This window comes from Thermomicrobiales bacterium, from assembly GCA_041390825.1.
Taxonomy (GTDB): domain Bacteria; phylum Chloroflexota; class Chloroflexia; order Thermomicrobiales; family UBA6265; genus JAMLHN01.
This window is the reverse complement of record JAWKPF010000008.1, coordinates 24,001-47,410: the sequence shown is the minus strand read 5'-3', so window position 1 is coordinate 47,410 and position 23,410 is coordinate 24,001. Positions and strand designations below refer to the sequence as shown.

Sequence of the window (23,410 nt, the reverse complement as noted above, 5' to 3'; positions counted from 1 at the left end):
TGGACACTGGACCTCCCAACTACCCTCGAATCGATCCCGACAACAGCCCCGATGTCAACCGGCGCTGGAAGATGAAATAGAGCAGCACCGGTGGCACGGTCACTACGACGATGCCGGCGAAGAGCGGACCGTAGAGCGTTGCTGCCTGGGTGCGGGTAGAGAGCTCCGCGATGGCCAGGGTGGCGGTGCGCATGTTCTCCGACTTGAGCACCAGCAAGCTGTAGAGGAAGTCGTTCCAAATCGCCACGAACTGCATGATGCCGATCACCACCAGCCCCGGCACGGATAGCGGCAAGACGACCCGCAGATAGGTGCCGAACAACCCCGACCCGTCGAGCCGGCTGGCATCGATCAGATCGTCCGGGATGCCATTGGCGATGTACTGCCGCATCAGGAAAATACTCAGCGGCGGCGCCCACCAGGGGATGATCAGCGGCCAGAACGTATCGATCCAGTGCAGTTTCACCATGAGCAGATAGAACGGGATGATGGTGGTCTGCCCGCTCGGCATGGCCGCGGTGATCAGCACGAAGATGAACAGCCAGTCCCGCCCGGGGAAATGCCGCTTGGCGAAGATGAACCCCGCCAACGATGCGAAGAAGAGCACGCCGGCGGTTTGCGCCAGCGAAACGATCACGCTATTGCGCAGATAGGTGGCGAACGCATAGTCCGTAAAGATGGTCCGATAGTTGTCCCAAATCGGTTCGCTCGGCCAGAGTCGGGGCGGGATCTGGAACATCTCGCCTCGATCCATCAGCGAGCCGGCCACCAGAAAGTAGAACGGCGCGACCATGACGATCGAGACGACGATGAGCACGACATACACGAGCGCCCGCTGCACGAACCGCCAGAAACGTCCCAATAGCATCGAAACTCCCGAGGCGTGTTCGACATGCACCGGCAGGGTCTCGGCATCGTTCACACGGGATGTCATCAGATGCTCTCCCGGCGGCGTGTGATGAGGAATTGCATGACTACGACCGTGATCATGATCAGGCTGAGAATGAAGGTCAGCGCCGACGCGTCGCCCACCCGGGCGGCGCCCTGGCTGCCAATGCCGATGTTGTAGATGTGGAGCAGCGGTGTCAGTGTTTGGTTCGACGGACCGCCTTTGGTCACGATGTATGGCTGACTGAAAAGGGTCATCACCATGATGGTGGTCGTGATCAACAGGAAGACGATCACCGGTCGCAGGAGGGGAAGTGTGATGTTCCGGAACTGGTTGAACCCCGATGCGCCGTCGATCTTGGCGGCGTCATAGATTTCCTCGTCGATCGCCTGCAAGCCACCCAGAACGATCAGGGTCGTGAAGCCAAGCGATCCCCAAAGCGCCAGCGTCACGATCGGCACCTGCGCGAGCTGCGGATCCTTGAGCCACTTGTAGGGTCCAAGTCCGACATGCGCCAGGATCGCATTGAGCCAGCCGTTGGCCGCGCCGAACAGCAGCTTCCAGACGATGCCGATCCCCACGAGCGAGCTGACCGTCGGGATAAAGATCAAGGTGCGGAAGATGCCGCGCAGGCGCAAGAACGCGAAGTTCAGCAGCACCCCAAAGACCAACGGCAAGATGATACCCAGCGGCACGATGAGCACCAGGAAGCGGAAGGTGTTGTAGAACATCTGGTGCGTGACCGGGTCGTTCAGCACGAAACGGTAGTTGTCGAGTCCGACCCATTCGGGCTCGCCCACCCCATTCCATTTCTGAAAGCTGAGCTCGAACGCCCAGAAGATCGGATACGCGAAGAAGATCGCGAACAGAATGAAAAACGGAGAGATGAACAGATAGTCCTGCCAATGCTCCCGTAGCGTGCGAGCCAGCGCGCCACGCTGTTTCGGTTGTTGGACAGGTAGGTTCTGAGTTGCGCTCGTCGAGCTCATCGGCGTGCTCGTTTGCTTTCGAGTTCCGGCGGAAACCAATAGGGGAAAACCCGCGGGGTGCCGGTACCGGCACCCCGCGGCGCAATCGCGCTACTGATAGCGGCTGTTCAGTTCGCGCACCTGATCTCCAAGGGCCTTCAGCCCTTCGGTGATATCGGTGTCGCCGGCCAGGATCGGAATGATTCCCGCGCCGATCGTGGTCATGGCCTCGCCAAAGACCGGCTGCTTGTACCAGGTGGCCGGATATTGATCGACCGCCTGCGTCCAAACAGCGTTGAAGTTGAACTCGCCAAACGCTTCGCTGCGCACCGCGTTCCACGACTCGCTCTGCAAATAGGGCAGATATGGCGGCAGAATGCCCCATTGCCCACACGCCTCTGCCCCCTCCATGGTGCCAAGCGCGGTCACCATGAAGTTCTTCACCTCTTCCGGATGCTCGGTGTAGATGGTCGAAGCGATGGCCGCGCCACCCAGGTTGGCGGTGAGCAACGATCCTTCTCCGGCCGATGGCAGGAGCGCCACGCGCCACTGTCCGAGACCGCCCTGCTCGTCGGTGGCATTCGGCTCGATGCCGAAACCCCGATACCAGACGGCCTGCGGAGTCGCCGCGACATTGCCAGCCGCAATCTCGGCGAAGTAGTTCTCCTCGAACGGTTCTTCGTCGATGGCAATGTCGGCCTGATACAGCTTCTGGGCAATCGTCATTGCCTGGATGCCCAGATCGTTGTCGAAGGTCACTTCGGTGCCATCGGCATTGGTGATGCCTCCGCCGAGCTGGCAGAGAATGAACGACCAGAGATAGGCCGAGGATTGGGTGCCTGTGGTCGGAATCACCAACGACGCCGCGCCAGTCGCGTCCTTGATCGTCTTGCCGATTTCGAGGAACTCATCCCAGGTCCACGAATCCGGCAGCGTCACACCGGCTTCGTCGAGCTTGTCCTGCCGAAAGTAGATGCCGACGGTGGCGATGTCGCCCGGGAACGCGGCGTACTTCTCAGTGGACGGAATGAAGCATTCGGCGGTCTTGCCGGGCGAGAGATTGTCCTTGTCGGCGGTCACGATATCGGTGGTGTCGAGGAGCACGCCGGTCTTGCCGAGCTCCTGCACCATGTCGATCTCTGGCCAGAAGATGTCCGGCACCCCTTCTTTCGCGGTGATCGCGGCGCGCAGAATCGCAACGTCGTTCTGCTCCATCATGTTGAGCTTGACGTTCGGATACTTGGCTTCGTAGATCGGCTTGACCAGATCGAACGGATGATTCGCGTGAACGAAAACGTTCAGCGTGATCTCTTCCTGGTTGCTGGTCCGGGTGACCTTTCGTCCCGACGCCGGGGCGGCCATCGCGCTCTTGCCGACCAGGGCGGCGGCGCCCAGTCCGGCGCCTGCGCCCATCAGGCCGCGGCGGGTGAGTTTCGCGTTCTTCATCGAGAGCTCTCCTTCGACATTCGTCGCTGTGTGAGGAGTTGGCCGGTCCAACGCTGGACCGGGTTGTCACGACCCCGATCGTTCGTTCGAGGCGGGATGGCCTTATTCGATAGTTGGCTCCTCCTTCGATCCTTCGAGCAGCAGGTTTCGCTTGGCTACCTGGGTTTGCACTACGTTGGCCGAATAGGCAACATGTTCGTCCATCGCGCGGGCAGCAAGGTCGGAATCGCGCTGGGCGATTGCCTCGACGATGCGGCGGTGATGGCGCATGGCTTCGTCGATCGAGCCGGGGTGATCCGCGATCAGCACCACGATGTCCTGCATGAGCTGGCGCACACTCTCGACCATGACGGAGAGATAGGGATTGCCAGCTGCTTCCGCGATCGCCTCATGCAGGGTGTTGTCGACGAAGGAAAAGCTCTCCCAATTCGGCTCACCTTCCGGCCCGGGGCGATAACCGGCGACGATCTGGCGGAAGGCAACGATCTGTTCATCCGACGCTCTTGCCGCTGCCAATCGCGCAGCGTCGACCTCCAACAAGCTCCGGAACTCGAAGAGGCGATCGACTGAGCCGAGATCGGGTGAGACCGAGAGCACGATCGCGCGCGACACCGAATCGACCGGGCGGTTGCGGACATAGAGCCCGCTCCCCTGACGCGCCTCGACCAACCCCTGCGCAGACAGCACCTTGATCGCCTCCCGCACCACGCTGCGGCTGACGCCAAAGGTTTCAGCCAGCTCACGCTCAGTCGGAAGGCGATCCCCTTCCGAAAGGCTGCGGTCCCGGATCGCGTCTTGTATCTGACGGACGATCTGCTCGTAGGGGCGGACGACCGTGACTGCGGAAAAGCTCATCGTTGCACTCGATATCGACCGGTTGTTCTGCTCATCAGGTTGTCAGACCAATCGAAGCATACGCGAGTGACCAATACGATGTCCAGCGGCGTCGTTGCCAAGCACGTCACGGACGGGAGCTGGGCGCTCTTGCCGATACGCCCAGCATCGTCCGATCTCGCCCCGTATCAGTAGTCAGGAATCTCGAAGGCGTCTGGAACCACGATGCCCAACCGGCCGCCGGCGCGAAGGAAGCGCACCGATCCGTCCGGATTCAGGATCAACTCCCCGAATCCGCCCGAAAGCGGTCCCTCCTCGATGGCGAAGATGGTTTCGGAGACCGGAGAGAGCCGCGCGGGCGGCCGCTCGGTGATCTCCCGGGTGAACGGGTCGATGTTCATGCGATGCATGACCAGCTCGCCCCCGTCCAGCTCGATCAGGATGTCCGCCAGACCAGTGAAGTAGTGTCCTTCGAACCGAGCCATCTGCTCGGACGTCAAGCGCACCGGCGCGGGGGGATTGCGCCGGAACCCAACCACCTGCTGCAAGATATGGGCGTAAATGGCGGAGTGCAGCGACCCGCCGGTTTCCCCATTGGTCACGATCGCCAGCGCGAACTTCCGTTCCGGAATCACGCACAAGCGCCCCATGAACCCGTTGGTGGCGCCAGTGTGCTCGACCGCGCGCACGCAATCGATCTCCCGCAGCGACCAGCCCAACCCCCATCGTCGGGTGAAATCGGCTTCCGTATGGAGCTCGCGCATCATGCGGGCGGTTTCGGGTTTCAGGATCTGGACATCGCCATAGCGACCGTCGCCGATGTGCATTTCCGCGAATCGAATCAGCTCCGCCACGGTGGCGATGATGCCGCCGGCAGGATTCGCGCGCCGCGGAATCTGAAATGGCACGGCAATGCGCAGTTGATTCGGTCCCGCATCGAGATGCCCGACCGACACCGAATGCAACACCGCTTCGTTGGCAAAGAATGTCGCGCGTTCCATTCCCAGCGGCAGAAAGATGCGCTCCTTCATGGCCGCTTCGAAGCTCATGCCCAACACGTTCTCGACCGCGCGGCCAGCCAGGTCGAACCCGGCATTGCTATACGCCCAAAGCTCGCCCGGCGCGGCATGTTGCGGCAGATCGTGAAACGCCCGTACCGCCAGCTCCAGCGCATCGTCGCCGTCGCCATGGTCGTCGAACCGATCGCCGTAGAACCCACCCCGATGGGTGAGCAGGTGGCGCAACGTCAACGTGGCGCGTGCGGCCGGATCGGAAAGCCCCAGTTCCGGCACATACCGCAGCACCGGGGCATCGAGATCGAGCAGCCCCTGGTCGCAAAGCTGAAGCACCAGTGTGGCGGTGAAGACTTTGCTGACCGAGCCGATTTGAAACAGCGTTTCGGGCGCGACCGGCTCGAGCGTTTCCATGCTGGTGATGCCGTACCCAAGGTACTCGCGCTCACCCTCATGAAGGATGCCGATCGCGACACCAGGCACTTTCCAGCGGTCGATCTGTTCGTATACCAGCGGTTCCAGCGTGCCTGCGAACGGCATTGATCGACCGAGTCCCCAACCCTACCGATTTTGTACGGACACGATTCTACCCCGAGGTGAGCACGCAGCACGCGGCTGGCAGCATGCAGTCACGCGCGTCAACAAGGATCGAGCCCCAATCCCCCGATCTGCGCGCTGCGTGCTGCCTGCCGCGTGCTATACCGGATACCCCAGGCGGCCGCCGAGGCGCAGGAAACGGACGGTGCCATCGCCGTTGAAGAACAGCTCGCCGATGCTGCCCTCCAATGCGCCGTCGTCGACGATGAAAACGGTCTCGGAAAGCGGGCTGAGGCGATAGTCGCCGAGGTCTTTCGACTCACCGGAGAACGGGTTGTGCCCGATGCGCTTCATGACCAATCCGGTTTCGTCGCGGGTGATCACCGAATCGGCCAACTGGTGCGTGAAGGTTCCGGCAAAGAGATCCAATTGCTCCGGGGAAAGTGACACCCGCGCCCGCCCGGCCTCGTGGGTTCCGAAGCGGGTTTCCAGCGCCTTCGCGATGATCGCTCCGTGCACCGATGCTCCGTATTCCCCATTGGTCAGCACAGCAATGGCGTAGTTCTGGTCGGGAACCAGCACCATCCGCGACAGGAACCCGTTGGTGGCCCCGGCATGCTCGACGACCTGCAGATTGCCAATGTCATGAATCACCCAGGCCAAACCCCGGTCGTGGGTGTAGTCCGCTTTGGCTTGCACCGTGCGCATGGCCATGGCGCTTTCTTCGGAAATCACCCGCTTGTCGCCCACCGCGCCATTTCGCAGATGCATGACGGCAAACCGAATGAGTTCGGGCACGTTAGAGGTCACCCCGCCAGCGGCATTCGAGCGGCGCGGAATCGGCCAGGGGTCGCTGACGATGAGACCATCCTCTCCCCCGACCTCATGTCCCACGGCCACCGAATGGCGAATCGCCTCCGCCGCGAAATAGGTCGAGCGCTCCAGTCCCAGCCGCTCGAAGACACGCTCCTTCATGGCGGATTCGAACGGCTGCCCAAGGATGTTTTCGATCGCGCGGCCGACGAGGTCGATCCCGGCATTGCAATAGGTGTAAAGCTCACCCGGCGCGGTCTGCTGCGGGAGGTCGCCGAAGGCGCAAACCGCTTTCTGCAGCGCATCGTCACCGGTTCCCTGATCGTCGAACCGGTCGCCATAGAACCCGGCAGTATGCGTCAACAGCTGCCGTGCCGTGATCGATTCCCGCGCCGCGCTGTCCGCCAGAACGAGCTCGGGCACATAGGTAACGATCGGGATGTCGAGATCGAGCAGACCGTCGTCCACCAGGGTCATTGCGAGCGTAGCGGTGAAGATCTTGCTGATGGAGCCGATCTGAAAAAGCGTCTCCGGGGCCACCGGTTGGCCGGTCTCGATATTGGTGATGCCGAATCCAGAAAATTCGACATCATCGCCATCGAAGATTCCGACAGCCACACCGGGCACATTCCACTTTTCCATTTGTTCGAGCACCAACGGCTCCAACCGCCCCATCGATCCCACGCCCGCGTACCCTTCCTGCTTCGACGAATGCAAACGCGGCACATTCTACCCGTGTCGAAGATGCTCGCCTGAGCCGCTCGGGAATCGGTGATAAATTCACGAGAACAATTGGGATTCGACGCATTTTCCGGAAAGGCCGCCATGAGCGCTGAACCCAGGCAAACCCTGCACGAGCGATTTGTCGCAAATCTGACTCGCGAAACAACCGATCCCTGGACGAAGTTCGAAACTGGCATCCCCATGCGGGATGGAATCGAGCTCGCTGCCGACGTTTACCTTCCCAAGGGGCAGTCCGGACCGTTCCCGACAATCGTGGAACTCACGCCGTATGACAAGTCTGGCGCGTTCATGATCGATGATGTCGGGCTTTTCACCCGCAACGGATATGCCATCGTGGTCGTCGATCTGCGCGGCCGCGGCAAATCCGAAGGCGAATGGAGCCCCCCGCTCTTCGATGCGCCAGACAGCCACGATGCGGTCGAGTGGGCTGCGGTGCAACCCTGGAGCACCGGCAAAGTCGGCATGACGGGACTCTCGTATATGGGCTGGGTGCAGTGGGCCGCTGCATCGGAACATCCGCCTCATCTGGCGGCCATGATTTCCACGTCCGCCGCGGGACGCTGGCAACAGGAGATTCCCTACACCGATGGCTGCCTGCAGCTTTATTTCGGTTGGTGGGCATACATGGTTCGGCGGCGCATCACGGAGTTTCATGGGCTGGAAACAAACGACTGGGAAGAGATTCTGCGTTGGCTGCCCATCGAGAAGATCGGCGAATTCATCAATCCCGCCGGTCCGCTCTGGGAGAACATGGTCGGACGCGACAGGCTTGACGACTTCTGGCGCGCAGTGCGTTATGACGACCAGTACGACACCTTCGATATCCCTGTGCTCCACGTCACCGGGTGGTACGACCTGGAGGACCTCCTGGGGGCCTTCCACCATTACGAGCACATGATGGCTGCCTCGCCTGCCAAGGCAAGCCAGCGACTGATCGTCGGCCCGTGGAGTCATGTCAACTCCCGGATGCCGCATCACAGCTACGCCGGCGACTTCCTCTCCGACGACGCCGCGCTCGACATGGACGCCGAACATGTCCGTTGGATGGACTATTGGCTAAAGGATGAACAGAACGGCGCGCTCGACACAGCTCCGGTGCGGATCTACGAACCAGGATCGAACCGCTGGCGAGAGGAGCAATCGTGGCCGCTCTCGACGAAGGAGGAGACCTTCTATCTCAGTTTCGACGGCGCGGCTGGCTCTCTTGCATCGGAAGAACCGCCGGACGATTCTCCTGCCCAGTCCTATCGTTACGACCCACTCGATCCCGTGCCGACGCAGATCGATATTCGGAAGTACCCGGTCGAGCATGTCCCGCTCGATCAAACCGGCAACGAAGCCCGTTCCGATGTCATCAGCTACACGTCCGAAGTGCTAACCGAACCGATCACAATTTCTGGTTGGGCGCATCTGAAGCTGAATGCTGCCAGTGACTGCGACGATACCGACTTTCATGTGAAGATCACTGACGTCCGCCCAGATGGCCGTTCGATGAAAGTGACCCAGGGATGCAAGCGCGCGTCGTATCGCAATTCGCTTTCCGAGCCAACCGCGATCGTCCCGAACGAACCGTTCGAGATCGATATCGAGCTCTGGCCAACGCACCACGCATTTCTGCCAGGCCACCAGATCCGCGTCACCGTCACCAGTAGCGACTTCCCCTGGTTCGCGCGCAACCTGAATCAATTCGGTCACATTCGCTATCAGAGTGAACCGAAGATCGCCACGAACACGATCCTGCCGGGCAGCCGGATCGTCCTGCCAGTAGAGTAGACCGCCATACGCTTCTCACCGTCATCCCGAGCTTGCCGAGGGATCTCTCACGAGCCGAGACCCGGCCGCCGACATGGAGCCATGCGGTTGGGAAACGAGAGATTCCTCCGCGCCGGCCGGAATGACGGTAGAGACGTGGAGTCCGTCGACTCGACGAGTTGCTATCCCTTCGGCCGCAACGCCTGGGTCAACCCGTCGCCAATCAAGCCAAAGGCGGCGCCAGTGATGAGCACCGCAATTCCCGGATAGGTCATGAGCCGCCAGTCGCGCAGGAAAAAGTCACGAGCTTCGGAAACCATGAGACCCCATTCCGGATAGGGTGGCTGCTGCCCAAGGCCGAGGAATGAAAGCGACGAAAGCAGCAGGATGTTCAGCACGATGTCGGCCATGGCATAGATGATGACGATGGCCATAACGTTCGGGGTGATGTGCCGCAGAATCAATCGCGTGGTGCTGGCGCCGCAGACCCGTGCAGCGTCAACGTACTCCATATTCTTGGCTACCAGCACTTCGCCACGCACCAGCCGTGCATAGGTCACCCAACCGATCAACCAGATCGCGAAAATGACATTTACGGGCAGCGGTCCCAGGCCAGGCACATCGGTTGGCGTTGTCCCCAGGACCGCAATAATACCGATGACCAACACCAAATATGGCAACGCTAACGTGAAATCGACCAGCCGCATCAGCAGCGAGTCGATCTTGCCGCCACTAAAACCTGCGATCAGTCCCACCAGTAATCCAACGACTACCGTAACCAGCGTTCCCATTGTGGCGATCACAAAGTCTGTCCGCCCGCCGTATGCCAATCGCGTCGCATTGTCCCGCCCAAAATTGTCCGTTCCCAGCGGGTGCGCCAGGCTCGGACTGGCGAACGTCGGTTGATCGAACGCGGGATCCGTAGGGCTGTACGGGCTTACGAGCGGACCGACAATGACGAAAGTCAGCATCGCTCCAAGCACGACTAGCCCGGAAACCAGTACCGGGTTGAACCATCGCCGTGAAATCCAAGTACGAGAATTCTTAGCTGGGACGGGTACCGTTCCCAGTTCTCCAGTGGCAATGGCGCTACTGCTCATGAGAGCTTCACACGGGGATCGAGCGCCGCATAGAGAATGTCCACCACCAGACTTGTGACCAGCACGATGACGCCAATCACCAGCGTGACGCCCTGAATAACTGGATAGTCACGGTCGAAGATGCCGCGCACGATCAGTTGCCCGATGCCCGGAATGGAAAAAATCGTTTCCATGATGGTGGTGCCCCCAATCACGAAAACGAAGATCAGGCCGAGCAGCGTGATCGAGGAGAGCGACGAGTTGCGCATGACATGCCAGGTGAACACGCTCCGGCTGGAAAGCCCCTTTGCGCGGGCCGTACGCACGTAGTCACTTCCAAGCGTGTCCAGAATGCTCGACCGCAAGCTTCGGATCGTCAGCGCGGCGATCGCCAGCGCCAAGGAGAGGGCCGGAAGAAAGAGATGGTAGAGATGGCCGAAGAAGCCGTCTCCATATCCAGCCACGGGAAAAATTTGGTACTTCACCGAAAGCAGCTGCAACAGCATCATGCCGACCCAATAGGCCGGCATTGCAAGCGCGCAAAGAGTGAAGATGCGCACGAGCTGATCGGGCCAGCGCTCCTTATTGAGCGCCGCTACCGTGGCAAGGGGCACCGTGATGAGCACCGCCAACACCATCGAATAGACAGACAGAAACAGCGTAGCGCCAATGCGGTCGGCGATCACGGTAGAGACTGGCTCATGCTTCCGGATCGATTCCCCCATGTCTCCATGCAACACCAGTTGCCGCATGAAGAAGCCGTACTGCACCAGCAGCGGCTCATCCAGCCCAAGTGATTCTTCGATCGCGGCAATCGCCTCCGGTGTCGCGCGCGGACCGAGCATTGTCGATGCGGGATTCCCCGGAACGAGCCGCACCAGCAAGAAGGTGAACAGAGTCAGCGCAAACAGCACGGGGATCATAATGACCACCCGCCGGACGATGAACGCAATCATGGAGCGAATCCGGGACGATCAGGCGACAAGAGACCAGGTAGCGACTGGTGGAGTGCCGGGTTCGACACTCCACCAGCTGCGATTCGCACGCTAGACGTCAGTGCGCCAAACCTCGTAGAGGCGGTAATTGCCCGTCGGCGAAATGCTGAAATTCTCGATTGCCGACCGGACGGCCGTTGCACCCGATGGATAGTAGAGATAGACCATATACGCCGCTTCCTGCACGAGCTTCTGGATCTCGTTGTAGATCTCCTGTCGCTTTTCAGGATCGAACTCGGTTTGCGACGACTTGACCAATTCGTCGACTTTCGGATCGGCGAAATTGGCGGCCGCGGCAATAGCCCCTTCGCTGCCAGCCACGAATGCCGTGATCTCATCCGGATCGATGATATCGGTCGTGTAGTACGCCTTCGACATCTGGAACGCGTGATCCGGGCCGTAGACAGCGTCCAGCATGCTCGCCCCATCGAGTTGCGAGATAGTGATCTTTCCGCCAATCTCGGCCAGCGCTGCGGCCACGAGTTGGACGACCTGCGCTTCGACCGAATCTCCAGCGCCAACGATGAGATCCAGCTCGAAGCCGTTCTCCGCCGCCGTGCCGGCCAGCAATTCCTTCGCCTTTTCAACATCATATGGATACGGCGGCAGGGCATCGTCGTGCCCGTTCATCTTCGGTAGGAAGCTGTTGGCGACTTCGCCATTGCCGAACAACACATTGTCGATGATGGACTGCTTGTCGATCGCGTAGTTAATCGCTTGGCGAACCTTGACATCATCGAGCGGAGCAACCCGCGTATTCAGCAGGATCTGGTCGAACCGGGCTACTGCATCGCGCACAACCAGGGCATCGGGATTTGCTTCCAACGATTCGAGTTGATTGAACGGCACGCTGGTGGCGATATCGAGCTCGCCTCCCTGGAACTGAAGCATGCGGGCATTCGAATCCGGCAGCACTTTGAAGGTGACCCCATCGAGATACGGTTTACCCGTGTCCCACCAATCTGGATTCCGCTCGAGAACGATCTCCTGGTCTTTTTCCCAGGACACGAACTTGAACGCACCACTCCCGATCGGGTGCTGAAAGAACTCGTCTCCTTGCGCTTCCACCAGAGCCTGGGGAATGATCGAAGCGCAGAACATTGCCAGGTCTGCCTCGAGCGGCGCCCACGGTTGCGACAGATTGATCAGCACCGTCTTGTCGTCTGGAGCTTCGACTGAGTCGATTGCGACGTAGATGAACGCCCACGGCCCGTCTTCCAGGCTCTTCAGGCGCATCAGGCTAAACACGACATCGGATGCTTTGACCGGCGAACCATCGTGGAAGGTCGCATCACGTAGATTGAAGGTGTACTGCGTGCCAGCCTCGTCTGCCGACCAGGATTCTGCGAGTCCCGGCTCGACTGCGCTGCCATCAGCGTTGGCGCGCACGAGCTGGTCGTAGAAGAGCAGCATCGTCCAGATCGCCATGTTGTCGACTGGAAGAGGCGGATCGAACGTCGTCGCATCAGAATCAGCGAGACTCATCGAGAGCGTACCGCCCATCATTGGTTCTGATTCTTGCGCACCCGCATGGCTGACAGGCACGACTCGCGGCATGAGTCCCGCGGCGGCGAGCCCCGCGCCGCCCAATGCTCCCATCTTGATCAGCGATCGACGGCTAGTCTGCCACTCTGCCCATTGGCGCTCGGCCAAACGCGCATCCCGAGGTTGGATCCGCGTCTTGATCGGTGGTTCGAACGACATCGAGATCGACTCCTTCTCGCTGCAGTTGGAATTCGGACACAGGCACATCAAGGTGACTGCACCCGGTTCAGCGAAACGGCCAACATACAGGCCTGCTTCACGCGAACTCTCCGGGACACGCCCTGTGTCCCATGGAATGGCGGCATGGTAGCGCAGCATGTTCGCCACTCACAATGAGACATTCTTTTTGGAACCTCGAGGAACGCGAATTCAGCTTGTACGCTCGAACCAGAGCATGTCGCGTAGAGGGATGCCGTTTTCCTCCAATCCCTCCGGGTAGCCCTTCTCAGGAGAAAAGTAGTCCTGTTCGATCCGCCACATGCGGAAACCGGACTTCTGATAGAAAGCGATCTGGGCGATGCTCGAATTCCCCGTACCCACCGTTACCCGGCTATACCCTCGCCCGTTGAGGTCGGAAAGCACCCGCCGCAGCATCTCTCGGCCGAGTCCCCGTTGCCGCTTCTCCGGTATCACCGCCACCGCGCGCAACTCGACCGATGAGAGCAGAAACGGGATCGCCTGCACCACGCCCACATCTTCGCCGTCCTGCGACGCGACATAGAGAATGCCCTTCTGCAGATAGCTGCGCACTTGCTGCTCCGACTCGTCGGCCAACAAGAGCATTGGCAGGTTGGCCTCCCGGTCCGGGCCGGGGTCGACGGTTCGCAGTCGCATCGCTTCCACTTTCTCTTTCATAAGAACGTTGACAATCGCTCGCCCTGCGGCCAGTATGGACAGATCGCGGGATTTGCCCAGTCGTCGGGAGCCCGTCGCGACTTCCCAGACGATGCCACCATATGAGGAACCCGGCAATGGCGCTCGAAGGACTATCGGTATTCGAACGAGGCACCCTGCCCAACTGGCTCAAGGTTCGGCAGAAACTCTATGCCGAAGAAATCGCTGATGTCGACGCCGCTGTGGCCGCGCAGTTCCAGCGACCGGGCATCGGCGAGACCATCAAGCCCGGTATGCGCGTGGCGATCGGCGCCGGCAGCCGAGGCATCGACCGCATCGCCGAGACGGTAAAGGCCACGGTCGACCAGGTGAAGCTGCGTGGCGGCGAACCGTTCGTCTTCCCCGCCATGGGGTCGCATGGAGGCGCCACACCCGAGGGCCAGAAGAACCTCCTCGATCACTACGGCATCAACCCCGAATCGATGGGCTGCCCGGTCAAGGCCACCATGGACACCGTGCGCCTCGGCATCGTGGAAGACGACGTGCCGGTCTACTTCGACCGCATTGCCTATGAGGAAGCCGACGCTGTCATCCCGGTCTGCCGCGTCAAACCGCATACCGACTTCTACGGCCCGATCGAATCCGGCCTCATGAAGATGATCGCCATCGGCATGGGCAAGCAGAAGGGAGCCGACACCTTCCATTCCCGCGGGTTCCCGGAGTTCCACACGCTCATTCCGGCTGTCGGGCTCTCGACGCTCAGTCACGTCAACATCCCCTTCGGCATCGCCATCGTCGAAAACGGCTACGGTCATTCGGCCATCATCGAAGCGGTGCCGGCCAAGGGAATGCTCGAACGGGAAAAAGAGCTGCTCAAGCTGGCGCGTGAATGGCTGGGGCGTCTCCCCGGCGAGAAGATCGACATCCTGCTGGTCGACGAGATCGGCAAGAACATCAGCGGCGACGGGGCGGACCCGAACGTCATCAATCGCGATGTTTCGGGCGAGATTCTCAAGAACGAGATCAATCCCAAGCCCGAGATCCACCGCGTGATCTTCCGCGATTTGACTGCGGACACCGAAGGCAACGCCACGGGTGTCGGTCTGGGCGATTTCGTGCTGCGCCAGTTGGCGGACAAGCTCGACCCGGTCTCCACCTATATGAACGTCATCACCTCGAAATATCCCGCGGGTGGCCAGTTGCCGATGGTCGTCGATAACGACCGCCAGGCGATCTACTTCGCCATCGGGAGCGCGTTGCGCACCGAGGCCGAAACCGCCAAGATCGCCAGGATCAAGAACACCAAGGATGTGGAAGAGTTCTGGATCAGCGAACCGCTGCTGCCGCAGATGCTCGCCTCGGGCCGTGTCGAGCAACTCACCGACCCGGTCCCGCTTGCATTCGATGACAACGGCATGTTGGGAGCTTTCTAGGGTCCACTACGCTATCGCGCGATGGCGTTATGTCGCCTCGCGTGCCTGGCGGATTCGTCGTGGGCGGCAATTCGACCCTCAACCATCCCCCAACCCCGTTCCTTCTCCCAAACCTGGGAGAAGGAAGGGGGCTTCTGGCGCGCTGAACCGTTCCCCATCACTCCCTGAATCGGGAGAGATGCCAACCGGGAGAGATCCGTCGCTTTGTTCAGGACCAGTGGAATTGATTGGTGCCGCTCATGATCGGACGCATTGACGAACTCGACGCGCTCATTCGCGCGCTCGAACGCACCCAGTCCGGTCGTGGCTCCGTTGCGCTCATCGGAGGAGAAGCCGGGATCGGCAAGACCACCCTGGCTGGCGAGCTGCGTTCCGCGGCCGAATCCCGCGGCATTGCCGTGCTGTGGGGACGCACCCCGGAAGCCGCATGGGCCGGACCCTATGCCCCCTGGATCGAGGCCCTGGATGGGTTCGACGGCGGAAGCGCGGCGCTCTTCCAGTCACCCGACGACTTGTCTCCGGACGACCGTCAGGCACACGTCCACGACCGCGTGCTGCGGCATCTTCTCGCCGCGATCCGCCGAGCGCCCGCGCTGCTGGTGCTCGAAGACCTCCACTGGGCCCAACCAGCCAGTCTGGATCTCCTGCGGCATGTCGCGTTCGGCGCCACACACAGTGGCCTGCTCATCACCGGCACCTATCGATCCGGTGCGGCTGCGCCTCACCTGCCCCTTGGCAAGATGCTCGGCCAGTTGCGCCGCGAAGCAGACGTGCTCGACATTACCTTGGGCGGTCTCGACCGTGATCAGCTCGAACGGCTCCTTCCGGACGCAACGTCCGGTCAAATCGACCGTGTGTTGGCCGAAACCAATGGCAATCCGCTGTTCGCGCTCGCCGCCGGGGAAATGCTGGCCAGCGAACCGCCATCGGCGCAGCACCCAGGATCAGACGACTCCGGTGTCCCGCTTGCACTGCGGCAGGCAATCGGCCAGCGAATCGATGCTCTGACCGAACCAACCCAACGCGTGCTGGCCACCGGCGCGATCTTTGAGGATGGATTCGATGTCGCAACGCTGGCCGCTCTGATCGATCTTCCGGACGACGAGATCATCGAAGCGTGCGACGAGGCCACCGTGCAGGGCTTCCTGCAGCCGGGGCGAGGGCTCGACGAGATCGTGTTCGCCCATGCCATCGTGCGGCAAGCGGTACTGGCCAATTGGCAACCAGCGCGCCTGGTGCGCGAGCGGCGGCGCATCGCCGAATTCCTCGCCGAAGACCCGCGCGGCAACCAGCCAGGCGAGATCGCTTCGCTCTACCACCGCTCCAGATCGCTTCCCGGCGCGGCTGCCGGTGTGCCGTTCGCGCTCGAAGCGGCCGACGACGCGCGCGATGCCGGCTCGCACGGGCAAGCGGCCACGTTCCTGCAATTCGCGCTCGATCTCAGCGACCTCGACGACATCCGCCGGGACGAGCTTCTCCGCGGATTGGCGCTCGCGCAAGCCGAATCGCTGCAGATCGAACCCGCGCTCGCAACGGCCTGGCAGGCGATTGCGGCCATGGAACGCGCAAATGTCGACCCTGACGAAATCGCCGACTTCTCGGCCTCGATCGCCGTCGCGCTCAAGCACCGCGCCGGGGCAACCCCGGACCAATGGACCCCGCTGGTGCAACTTGGCCTCGAACGCGTGCGAACCCAGCGCGGTCTCGGCTGGGCGCGCCTCTCGTTCGTGCTCGAGCCAGTCGAACCGATCTCCCGCAGTGGTATTCGTGCGGGAAGCTGGACGGGATACGACCCGGAAGCCATCGCCATTGCGCGCGCCAAGGGTTCCGAAGAAGACAAGGCCCGCTCTTTCGAATCGTTCGACAGCCGCACACGTTCCGAGACCGACGCGCTTCTTTCCCTTGGGCGCGGATTCCGCAATCCCTATGCCCGCATGCACGCGCTCACCGTGGTCGGCAACGACCTGCAATATCGTCATGGAGCGTTTCGGGATGCGTTACGCGTCTGGAACGAGATCGAAGCCTTGGCTGAGCGGCACGGAGCCGTCGCCTGGCAAGCGCAAGCGCTCAATCAGCGCGCCCTCATCGAGATCGCGCTCGGCGAGCTGCGCCGGTCCCGTGCGACCGAGCGGAGAGCCAACGACCTCCTCACACGTCTGGGGCCTGGACGACGTCCGGAGCTCTTCTCGATGGAGATGGCGACCGCGCGCGCCTGCTATCTCGGAGGCGATTTCGATCGGCTGAGCGCGTTCTGGATCGCATTCGCCGACGATCCCGCGCTCGGACCGGGTGAAGCAGCGTCGCTGCTTGGCCCCTTTTTCGCCGCGGTGGGAGCATTTGCAGCTACGGAAGCCGGACTACCCGATCGCGCCCGGGCAACGATGACCGCGCTGACACCGTTGCTGGAGCGGATGCCGCTCGACGCGCCCAACCACAACGGATCGGTCGCGTTTGCAGCGTTGGCGATCTGGAACCTGAGAGACCGTGAATCGGCCCCGCGCTACCGGCGGCTCTTGAGCCGCATGGTCGAGAATGGCATTCAGGACTACCCGCAGACCTCCCTGGCGCTGAGCCAGGCGCGCATGAACGCGCTCCTCGATCGATCCGAAGAAGCCGAGGCCGCGTTTGCGCTCGCCCGCGCGCAGTTGGAAGCCTCGGGGCAAGTCCCGCTTGCCGCCATCGCCAGCTACGATCAGGGCGCCTGGCTGTCCGAGCGCGACCGGCACGACCTCGAGCGCGCGCTTGCGCTTGTTAGCGCCGCGCATGCGGAGTTCGAACGGCTGGCAATGCCCTACTGGCAGGAGCGCGCCGCGAGCTTGCAAGCAGCGATTCAGCAGAGATTGGGGCCGGCGACCTACCCCGCCGGTATCACCGAGCGCGAGATGGAAGTGCTCAAACTGGCGGTGCAGGGTCACTCAGACAAAGAGATCAGCGACCTGCTGTTCATCTCGCCGCGCACGGTCAATGCTCACATGCGCAACATGTTCGCCAAGACCGGATCGGCCAACCGGACCGAGCTTTCGGTTTGGGCCGTCGGACAAGGCATCGTGTCGAAGTAGTGCATCTTACCGATATACACCGTCACATCCCCGTGATAGCGTAGGCAGTGGGAAGTGGGATTGTTCCTGGCGACTAATCGTGTGCTGCGTAATTGAAAGGAAGCTCGATGTCTACGATTTCGACCAATCGCCGAACGCTGGTTCTCTCCGGGGCTGCTGCCTTGGCGGCCGTTGGATTGATGCCGCGTAACGGCGTGGCCGCGCGCGTGATTCAGTCTGGCGGCGGAATCGCCGGAGGAGGCTCGGTCACGACGGACAGCGAAGGGCCGGGAGAGTTCTCGGTGTTCGGTTCGCAATTCTCCGTCGAGGGAAGCGACACACCGATCTTCTTCGGATCGCTCAGCTATCTCGATGTCACCGCCTCCATGACGATCGAAAGCATCTCGATCACCGCCTACGGTCCGCTGGAAGGCGCGGAAGCGACCACCCGCCAGATGACCGGCACCTGCTCGGTCAACAACAAAGGTGTCCACCCCTTCGATGTCACGCTCGTCGATGGCGGTCCTATTGGCACCGGCTCCGACTCGTTCCAGCTTGCAGTTGGCAACGACGGCGAAGCCGAAGTCACCGATCCGTTCTATCTCGTCCAGTCGACCGTGCAATCGGGCAATCTGCAGTTGATCGATTTTGTCTTCGAGGACGACGCCGACGCCAGCGCGACACCGGCAGGCTGATCGTGAAGTCCTGAGTCCGGGGCCCAGAGTCAGGCGAGACATCCTCTCTCTGGGCTCTGGACCCTTGACTCTGGACTCTGGACCCTGGACCCTTGACTCTGGACCAGGTGCGAAAACACCAAACGCATCGACCTGAGGTCTTGCCGCCAGTACAACCCGGCAGAAGCTCAGGCGAAGACACTGGCCATCTTCTCCGCCGATTTCAGTCCCGAACCAGTGAGCACCACCGCGGTCGATTCACCCGCGCGGATCGTACCGTCGGCGAGGTAGCGGGTCAGCGCCGCCGCGGCGACCGCGCTGGTCGGCTCCGCATAGAGCCCAAGCGCGGCAAGCTGCCGCGTCGCAACGCGAATCTCATCGTCTGAGACACCAATAGCGGCGCCGTTCGACCGGCGGATCGCCGCCACCGCTTCCGGCAAGCGAACTGGACGCGCAATCGAGGCGCCTTCGGCGATCGTCGGGATACGCGCGCGGCATGCGTCGACCGGAATTCCATGACACGTGTCGGCAATCGTCGCCCATGCTTCCGGCTGCCCAACCAGCAAACGCGGCAACCGGTCGATCTGGCCAGCCGTCATCAGTTCCTGGAACCCCATGTCGCATCCCAGCACCAGGCTTCCCGCTCCGGCGACCAGCACGACATTGTCCGGCGCGGCGAATGCGAGATCCTCCCAAAGCTCGTACGCGATCGACTTGATGCCTTGCAAGAACATCGGATGCCAGTTGTGACTGGCATAGGGAATCTCGGCCGACTGCCGGATCGCCTCGTCCGAGACCTGATCGCGCGTGCCTCCCACCAGTTCGATGTCAGCCCCGTAGGCGCGCGATTGCAGGATCTTCGCTGGCGAGGTTGCCGCTGGCACGATGATCTTGGCAGCGATCCCGGCCGCGGCGGCATAGGCAGCGACCGCCGCGCCACCATTGCCAGAACTGTCCTCCAGCACACGGGCCGCGCCCTGCCCGGCAAGGTGCGAGAGCATCACCGACACGCCCCGATCCTTGAAACTGCCAGTTGGGTTGAACCACTCCAATTTGAAACGAACCGGAACGCCGCTCCAGTGCTTCTCGACCAGCGGAGTGCACCCTTCGCCCATCGAGACGCGGTGTGCTGGATCGACCGGAATCGCCGCCCGATAGCGCCAGATGGAACGGTCTTCGCGCTCGATCTGGCTCGGATCGAGACCCGGCAGCGGGCTCACGTGCAGCGGCGAGCCGTCATCTCCACGCCAACGGGCATCGTCCAGCGGATAGTTCCGTCCCGCGCGGTCGATGAGCACCGCGTCGCATGTCCAGGTCACTCGTGGTTCCTTCAGAGGGTGGTGTCGTCACCCAGCAGTTCGCGCGCCTCGAGGGCAAACGATTCCATCGGCGCGTCAGGATACCGCTCCAGGTAGCGGCGCGATTGCAGATAGGTCTCTAGCACGTCCATCTCTTTGACGAAGCGCGCTTCCGGCGTGGAACGGGCGCTCAGCTCCGCCCAGTCCGCCAGCAGCTGGTCTCGGCGGTCGAGTGACAGCGTAGCGGCCAGTGTTTCGATGGCGGCGGTTTCCCGGGCATGCTTGGCTGCCTGCTGTGCATCACCCCGAATATGCCGCTGGTTCAACCAGTCGCGGCGCATTTCAGGGTCGAGACTGCCCAGGAAGCCGCGGTCATAGGGAGTCGCGTCGCCGGCCGCCGATTCCGCCAGATCGTGCAACAACGCCAGTTCCACCACCCGTGCCCGGTCGAGATCGTCCGGCGCGAGCAGCCACGCCAGCAACGCCACCCCAAACGAGTGATCCGCGACCGATTCGACCTCCGCAGCCGGAATATCCCGGTCGAGCCAGCCGGATCGTGGCAGCTCTTTCAGTTGGCCCAGCGCCTCGATCATCTCCGGCGAAAGCGGATATCTAGCCATTGCCACCCAACTGCTCATCGAGGAATTGCAGCGTGGCCGTCCAGGCGTCGGACGCCTGCGGGAACGTTTCGGCTTGCTCGTCGAAGGTCATGAATCCATGCCCGACCCCGCTGTAGGTGATCGATTCGTAGTCCTTGTTGGCCGCTTCGAGCCTGGCTTCGTAGGCCGCCATGTTGTCCATGCCAACCGCTTCGTCCTGATCGCCCACGATCAGGAGCAGGGGGGCCCAAACCGCATCCGCCTGATCCATCGGCGCCATGGGCCACCCGTCTCGCCTGGCAGGGAACCCGTAGAAAGAGATCGCCGCATCCGGACCGCCAACCGCGCCGGCCGAAAGCATCGCCAACGTGCCTCCCATGCAGAAACCGATCAACCCGACCGGGCCATTGCCTCCATGGCGGTCACGCAGAAAGCGGACCGTCGCCAGGACGTCTTCCAATGCCAGATCCTTGTCGAGGGCGCGCATGCGGGCAAACCGTGTGGCCGGCGCATCGTCGTTCAGTTCACCCTGACGAACGAAAAGATCTGGCAACGCCGTCAGATACCCCTCGTCCGCCAGCCGTCCGGCCATATCGCGATAGAACTCCCGCGGACCGTAGATGTCATGAACGAGCACGAGCGCCGCTCTCTTGCCGCCATCCGCTGGTGTTGCGACGTAGACCGGCAGCGTCGTGTCTTCGCGGGCAATGTCTTCTCGTTGCGCTGCGGTTGGAGCTCCGCCGCTGATCGGCCAGGTAATCGATTCGTGGCACATCGTCTGGCTTCCTTTCACCGAACGTGGCTGGTCGTTTCCTCGATAATAGCCCCCTATCGTGCGCCTGTCCGCGCTCGTCACTCGCCGAAAGGGACAACATGCTCGGGTTCCCGACCTCCACTGACCTGCCCAAACCAATGGCCCGCCGGCGTCGCGGATCCCCGGTCTATGCCCGGAAGGGCATGGTCGCTACGGCGCAACCCCTTGCCACCGCCGCGGGGCTCGAAGTCCTGGCGAATGGCGGGAATGCGGTCGATGCGGCAATTGCGGCGGCATTGGTCGACGCGGTGACCATGCCGGCCTCGTGCGGTGTCGGAGGCGATCTCTTCGCCATCGTCTCCAAACCGGCCCAAGGGGGCGGGTACGCAGAACTCGTCAGTGTCATCAGCTCGGGTATCAGCCCACGCGGCGCATCGCTCGAGTTCATGCAGGAACGGGGCGAACTGAACGGCCGCGTGCTCGCGCAGACCGGGCCGCTTTCGCCCTCGGTGCCCGGTTTCCCGGCAGGTATCGATGCCCTGTTGCAACAATTTGGCAGCAAGCCGCTGACCGAATTGAGCAAGGCCGCCATCGGGCACGCCGCAGACGGCTTCCCGATTACGCAAAAACTCTCGGCCATGATCAAGGGCGAGCGTGCGTTCCTGGAACGGTACCCGGCCTCGGCCGCCGTCTTCCTTCCCGGTGGCAAGGCGCTCGGCCCCGGCGAAATGTTGAGACAACCTGATCTCGCCGCCACCATCGACCAGATCGCGCGCGAATCGTCGACGGCGTTCTACCAGGGTTCACTTGCCAAGCGGATGACCGACTGGCTCGGCGCCAATGGAGGCGCTTTGACCGCCGAAGATTTCGACGACCATGCCGCCTGGGTGGGCGCCCCGCTGCAAAGCACCTATCGTGGCAAGACCGTCTACCAAACCGGGCTCCCCACTCAGGGCTTCGTCCAGCTCGAGGCGCAGAACATCCTCGACGGCTTCGACATGGGTGCTATTGGCACCGATTCGGCGCTCGGGGTGCATCTCATGGTCGAATCGCTCAAACGCGCGTTCCACGACCGCCATCTCTACGCCGCCGACCCGAACTTCGTCGATGTCCCGATGGACAAGCTCCTCTCAGCCGAATGGGCTGCCGAACGCCGCGCGACGATCGATCCGGACCAGGCACTGTTCGAAACGAAATCGACCTACCTCTACCCTGGTGACACCACTTATCTCTGCGCCATCGACGGCGACGGACTCATGATCTCGCTCATCATCTCGGTTTCCGGCATCTGGGGCAGCGGCGTCGTCGCCGGCGATACCGGTGTGCTGCTGAACAACCGCGCCGGGCACTGCTTTTCGCTCGATCCGGCGCACCCAAACCTGTACGCTCCGGGCAAGAAAACGATGCACACCCTCAACTGCTATCTGATTGCCGATGCAGACGGCACGCCGCTCGTTGTCGGGGGCACCCCCGGCGGCGACAGCCAGACGCAGTGGAACCTGCAGTGCATTACCGCCATGTTGGATGAAGGTCAGGACGTGCAAGCCGCGGTGGAAGTCCCGCGCTGGTCGATCTGGCCGGCGACCTATCCGGTCGATGTTGGGCATCCCTTCCGCCTGGTCGTGGAGGACCAGATCGGCCAGGACACTATCGACGGCCTGCGCGCCCGTGGGCACGACGTGGTCACCTGCGGTCCCTGGGGGCAGAGCGGCAGCGAAATGATCATCGCCCGCGATCCCGACACCGGAGTTCTCGTCGGCGGTTGCGACCCACGCAGCGAAGGTATCGCCGCGGGTATCTAGCGCTCGTCGTTTCAGTCGAAGAAGTCCATCGTTCCGACCGGAACCCGCAGGCACGCCCGTCGTTCCAACCAGAACCCGCAGGCACGCCCGTCGTTCCGACCGGAGCCCGCAGGCGGAGTGGAGGAACCTCTTGTTCCCGACGCCACCTTGTTCATACTGGCAACCGGCACGCGGCGTAACGAGAGGTTCCTCCACTTCGGTCGGAACGACGGCCTCTCGTCGTTCCGACCAGAGCCCGCAGGCGGAGTGGAGGAACCTCTTGTTCCCTGCACCAACCCGTTCAGATACACAACCGGCACGCGGCGCAGCGAGCGGTTCCTCCACTTCGGTCGGAACGACTGGGAGGTTGTGCTATAACCGGCG

The 23,410-nt window shown here is 62.0% G+C and carries 18 protein-coding genes; 5 read left to right on the top strand and 13 right to left on the bottom strand.

Annotated elements, in window-relative coordinates; translation table 11 throughout:
• Window positions 1–19: 19 nt before the first annotated feature.
• From R2855_04580 to R2855_04555, 6 genes are all read right to left on the bottom strand, one after another.
• Window positions 20–934 carry a carbohydrate ABC transporter permease gene (locus tag R2855_04580; protein ID MEZ4530288.1) on the bottom strand — a complete coding sequence of 305 codons (915 nt, stop codon included), beginning with the start codon at window positions 932–934 and terminating at the stop codon, window positions 20–22.
• Entirely contained in the window at window positions 934–1,878 is a 945-nt protein-coding gene (locus R2855_04575; protein ID MEZ4530287.1) for a sugar ABC transporter permease, read from the bottom strand. Before R2855_04575 ends, R2855_04580 begins: the two co-directional genes overlap by 1 nt.
• A 90-nt stretch (window positions 1,879–1,968) precedes the next feature.
• Window positions 1,969–3,303, bottom strand: a complete 1,335-nt coding sequence (locus R2855_04570) for an extracellular solute-binding protein (GenBank protein MEZ4530286.1) — start codon at window positions 3,301–3,303, stop codon at window positions 1,969–1,971.
• Window positions 3,304–3,405: 102 nt separating this feature from the next.
• A complete protein-coding gene (locus R2855_04565) occupies window positions 3,406–4,158 on the bottom strand; it encodes a FadR/GntR family transcriptional regulator (GenBank protein ID MEZ4530285.1) in 753 nt (250 codons plus the stop codon).
• A 167-nt stretch (window positions 4,159–4,325) separates the two neighbouring features.
• Window positions 4,326–5,690 (bottom strand): serine hydrolase domain-containing protein, encoded by a 1,365-nt coding sequence (locus R2855_04560; GenBank protein MEZ4530284.1) that lies wholly within the window; start codon window positions 5,688–5,690, stop codon window positions 4,326–4,328.
• A gap of 156 nt (window positions 5,691–5,846) precedes the next feature.
• Complete coding sequence (locus R2855_04555; protein ID MEZ4530283.1) at window positions 5,847–7,154, bottom strand: serine hydrolase domain-containing protein; 1,308 nt, start codon at window positions 7,152–7,154, stop codon at window positions 5,847–5,849.
• Window positions 7,155–7,325: 171 nt separating this feature from the next.
• Here R2855_04555 and R2855_04550 point away from each other — a divergent pair, with 171 nt between their 5' ends.
• Window positions 7,326–9,017 carry a CocE/NonD family hydrolase gene (locus R2855_04550; protein MEZ4530282.1) on the top strand — a complete coding sequence of 564 codons (1,692 nt, stop codon included), beginning with the start codon at window positions 7,326–7,328 and terminating at the stop codon, window positions 9,015–9,017.
• A 161-nt stretch (window positions 9,018–9,178) separates the two neighbouring features.
• Here the strand turns inward: R2855_04550 and R2855_04545 are convergent, their stop codons facing one another.
• The 4 genes from R2855_04545 to R2855_04530 all read right to left on the bottom strand — a co-directional run bounded on the left by R2855_04545 (window position 9,179) and on the right by R2855_04530 (window position 13,449).
• A complete protein-coding gene (locus R2855_04545; GenBank protein ID MEZ4530281.1) occupies window positions 9,179–9,967 on the bottom strand; it encodes an ABC transporter permease in 789 nt (262 codons plus the stop codon).
• Between the two features lie 125 nt (window positions 9,968–10,092).
• Window positions 10,093–11,031: an ABC transporter permease gene (locus tag R2855_04540; GenBank protein ID MEZ4530280.1), complete on the bottom strand. Its 939-nt coding sequence runs from the start codon at window positions 11,029–11,031 to the stop codon at window positions 10,093–10,095.
• A 90-nt stretch (window positions 11,032–11,121) separates the two neighbouring features.
• A complete protein-coding gene (locus R2855_04535) occupies window positions 11,122–12,774 on the bottom strand; it encodes an ABC transporter substrate-binding protein (GenBank protein ID MEZ4530279.1) in 1,653 nt (550 codons plus the stop codon).
• 210 nt (window positions 12,775–12,984) lie between these two features.
• The gene (locus R2855_04530) at window positions 12,985–13,449 is read right to left on the bottom strand and encodes a GNAT family N-acetyltransferase (GenBank protein MEZ4530278.1); all 465 of its coding nucleotides are present in this window, start codon (window positions 13,447–13,449) and stop codon (window positions 12,985–12,987) included.
• Window positions 13,450–13,586: 137 nt separating this feature from the next.
• Here R2855_04530 and R2855_04525 point away from each other — a divergent pair, with 137 nt between their 5' ends.
• The 3 genes from R2855_04525 (at window position 13,587) to R2855_04515 (ending at window position 18,615) form a co-directional block, all read left to right on the top strand.
• Window positions 13,587–14,882: a DUF362 domain-containing protein gene (locus R2855_04525; protein MEZ4530277.1), complete on the top strand. Its 1,296-nt coding sequence runs from the start codon at window positions 13,587–13,589 to the stop codon at window positions 14,880–14,882.
• Between the two features lie 239 nt (window positions 14,883–15,121).
• Window positions 15,122–17,941, top strand: coding sequence for an AAA family ATPase (locus R2855_04520; GenBank protein MEZ4530276.1), 2,820 nt, complete (start codon window positions 15,122–15,124; stop codon window positions 17,939–17,941).
• Window positions 17,942–18,048: 107 nt separating this feature from the next.
• Window positions 18,049–18,615, top strand: a complete 567-nt coding sequence (locus tag R2855_04515; GenBank protein ID MEZ4530275.1) for a post-COAP-1 domain-containing protein — start codon at window positions 18,049–18,051, stop codon at window positions 18,613–18,615.
• Between the two features lie 167 nt (window positions 18,616–18,782).
• Here R2855_04515 and R2855_04510 read toward each other — a convergent pair whose 3' ends face one another.
• From R2855_04510 to R2855_04500, 3 genes are read right to left on the bottom strand one after another with little or no spacing between them, the layout of a single operon-like run.
• On the bottom strand, window positions 18,783–19,913 hold the full coding sequence (locus tag R2855_04510) for a pyridoxal-phosphate dependent enzyme (protein MEZ4530274.1): 1,131 nt from the start codon (window positions 19,911–19,913) through the stop codon (window positions 18,783–18,785).
• An 11-nt stretch (window positions 19,914–19,924) separates the two neighbouring features.
• Entirely contained in the window at window positions 19,925–20,512 is a 588-nt protein-coding gene (locus R2855_04505; GenBank protein MEZ4530273.1) for an HD domain-containing protein, read from the bottom strand.
• The gene (locus R2855_04500; protein MEZ4530272.1) at window positions 20,505–21,266 is read right to left on the bottom strand and encodes a dienelactone hydrolase family protein; all 762 of its coding nucleotides are present in this window, start codon (window positions 21,264–21,266) and stop codon (window positions 20,505–20,507) included. Before R2855_04500 ends, R2855_04505 begins: the two co-directional genes overlap by 8 nt.
• Before the next feature lie 182 nt (window positions 21,267–21,448).
• Here R2855_04500 and R2855_04495 point away from each other — a divergent pair, with 182 nt between their 5' ends.
• A complete protein-coding gene (locus tag R2855_04495; protein ID MEZ4530271.1) occupies window positions 21,449–23,047 on the top strand; it encodes a gamma-glutamyltransferase family protein in 1,599 nt (532 codons plus the stop codon).
• Window positions 23,048–23,410 lie beyond the last annotated feature (363 nt).